This window comes from Streptomyces botrytidirepellens, from assembly GCF_003721215.1.
GTDB lineage: Bacteria > Actinomycetota > Actinomycetes > Streptomycetales > Streptomycetaceae > Streptomyces > Streptomyces himastatinicus.
The window spans coordinates 1-2,798 of sequence record NZ_RIBZ01000118.1; the positions used below are offsets into that span (position 1 = coordinate 1).

The window sequence follows — 2,798 nt, forward strand, 5'->3', positions numbered from 1 at the left end:
CGCGCTGCTGCGCGGCGCGCACGCCCCCGGGCGCGCGCCCGGGCCGTTCGACACCGGCGCCCGCATCGGCCGCCGCGGGCACCGCTACAAGGACCGGGCGACCCAACTCGCCCTGTGCGCCGCGCTCGACGCGTTACGCGACGCCGTCCTCGTCCCCGCGGACAGCGCCGACGGCGGGGAGCTGACCGTGCCGGGTGACACCGTCGGCGTCGTGGCCAGCTCCAACCTGGGCAACCTCGACACCGCGTGCCTCACCGCCGCCGCCATCGCCGAGGATTCGGCCCGCTCCTTGAGCCCCATGAGCCTGCCCAACGCCTCCAGCAATGTGATCGCCTCCTGGGTCGCCATCCGGCACGGGTTGCGCGGCCCCAACCTGATGCTGTGCAACGGGGCGACGTCCGGTCTCGACGCCGTCCACTGGGCGGCGACGCTCGTGGCCGCGGGCCGCGTCCGCCGCGCCCTGGTAGTCGGTGTGGAGACCCACAACGCCGTCGTGGAGGACCTGCTCGCCCGCCCCGCCGACGACCTGCTGGACGGCGCGGCCGCCCTCGTCGTGGAGGGCGCGCGCTGGGCGGAGGAGCGCGGGGGGCGCGCCGTCGCCGTCCTGGGGCCGTACGAGCGCCGGGCGGGTCTCGCGGGCTGCGTCCGGGCGCTGCTGCCGGAGGGCGGCGAGGGGCCGGGCGTCTGGTTCACCCCGGAGCGCTACGAGGAGCCGGGCGCCGACATCGGCGCACCCGTGCCCCCGGCCGTACCGCGCCACGACGTCACCACCGCCGTGGGCCGCGCCTCCGGCGCGCTCGGCGTCCTCCAGTGCGCCGCCGCGGTCGGCTGGCTCGGCACGGAAGGGGCCGGAGCCGGAGCGGGCGAGGCGCTGATCACCAGCGGCGACGACACGGCGGACGCCGTGGCCGGGCTGCTGCTGCGCGGGCCGGGCGCGTCCCCTTCCGAGGTCTCTGAGGTCTCTGAGGTTTCCGGGTTTTCCGCGATGTCCGTGGTTTCTGCGAATTCAGCGAATTCAGCGATGGAGTGCACCTGATGAGAGCCGCCGCCCCGCCGATGTCGACGAAGGCCCTGTTGGCCGACACCACCACGGTGCGGCTGCGACCGCGGTACGAGGGCTCCAACATCTGCACGTGGATCGGCTTCAAGCACGTCAATTACCTCATCGAGGAAGCGGTGCTGGTCCACTTCGCCCGCTGCGGGGCGCCCGCCCGCCGGCTGTACGAGGAACACGGCCTCGGGCTGGACATCGTGGCGCTGGACAGCCGCATCCTGCACGCCTTCCACATGGACGACGACGCCGAGGCCGAGGTGGTGCCGCACACCTCCGACGGCGATACGGCGCTCGCCTTCCGGGTGACCCTCCGGGTCGTGCGCGACGGCTCCGTCCTCAAGGCCGTCACCGCCAAGGTCCGGGTCTCGCTGCGCGCCGACTCGTATCTGACGGGGCCCGCCGAACCGCCCGGCGAGTTCGGCCGGTTCACGGTGGACCGGCTGGGCGAAGGGGCACCCGCCGAGTCGCCCCGGGCGCTGCCGGGCGGCGACGAGGACGCCGTACTGGCGGCGCTCACGGAGGGCCGTAACGCCCACGCCTGGAAGTGGAACATCGCCTACCCCTACTGCCACTTCACCGAGCGGCTCCAGATGTCCGGCTATCTGCGGCTGATGGAGGAGGCCAAGGACCGTTTCGTGAAGTCCCGCGGGATCTCCATCAAGACGCTGCTGGACGAGCGTCGGTGGATACCCGTCGTGCCGCGTTCCTGGATACGCGTCACCGACGAGGCGCTGATGGAAGAGGACCTGTACACCGTCTACACGGTGGAGGAGATCTTCAAGGACCTCACCTACACCGCCCGCATGGACTGTTACGCGGTCCGCGACGGCGCGCTCACCCTCACCGCCACGGGCGGCATCGTGCACGGCTACGCACTGATCGAGAACCGCCGCGACTGGCATCTGGTCCCCTTCGACCAGCGGGTGCTGGACGCGCTGTCCGGAAAGTCGAGCGGCACCTGATGGACGACATCACGGTCACCGGAGTGGGGGCGCTGTCCCCGCTGGGCACGGGCGTCGACGCCTTCTGGCGCGGCATGCACACCGCGCGCACCGCCCCGTCCCGGGTGCCCGATCCGCTCGCCCGCATGGACCATCCGCGGATGTATCTGGTGCCCGAGGCCGACGTGCCGGACGGGCCCGCGGAGTGGGAGGGGCTGCCGCTGGGGCGCGGTTCGCGGTTCGCGGTCGAGGCGGCCCGGCAGGCGGCGAAGGACGCCGGGCTCTCCGAGTGGGGGAGCGTCGATCCGCGCCGGGTGGCCGTCGTGATCAGCAGCGGCATGGGCGACACGGAGCTGCACGAGGCGTGGTGGACGGGCAAGGCCCCGGACTCCGGCCGCTGGGCGCCCGTCTTCCCGGTCGCCTCGGTGGTCGGCGGCCTGCTCGGCGCGCGCGGCCCCAACACGTGCGTCAGCAACGCCTGTTCGGCCAGCGGTTACGCGCTGTCCGTCGCCGTCGATCTGATCCGCTCGGGCGAGGCGGACGTGGTGTTCGCGGGCGGCGCCGAGGCGTACTCGCGGGTCGCGCTCGCCTGCTTCAACCGGCTGGGCGCCATCGACCCCGAGCGCTGCCGCCCGTTCGCCGCCGACCGGCGCGGCACGGTCTTCGGGGAGGGCGCCGCCGTCCTGGTCCTGGAGTCCGCCGCGCACGCCCGCGCGCGCGGCGCCGGGCCCGGCTACGCGCGCCTCGTGGGCACCGGCTGGAGCTGCGACGCGCACCACGCGACCGCGCCCGAGCCCGGTGGC

Annotated in this window: 3 protein-coding genes; all 3 read left to right on the forward strand. The window is 73.9% G+C overall.

Going from position 1 to position 2,798, the window contains the following annotated elements:
• A partial coding sequence (locus EEJ42_RS09240) for a beta-ketoacyl synthase N-terminal-like domain-containing protein (protein WP_123099486.1) occupies positions 1 to 1,036 on the forward strand: 1,036 nt, incomplete at its 5' end.
• A complete protein-coding gene (locus EEJ42_RS09245) occupies positions 1,036 to 2,016 on the forward strand; it encodes a hypothetical protein (RefSeq protein ID WP_123099487.1) in 981 nt (326 codons plus the stop codon). The genes EEJ42_RS09240 and EEJ42_RS09245, both read left to right, overlap by 1 nt.
• Positions 2,016 to 2,798, forward strand: a 783-nt coding sequence (locus EEJ42_RS09250) for a beta-ketoacyl synthase N-terminal-like domain-containing protein (protein ID WP_123099488.1), incomplete at its 3' end; no start/stop codon positions are given. The genes EEJ42_RS09245 and EEJ42_RS09250, both read left to right, overlap by 1 nt.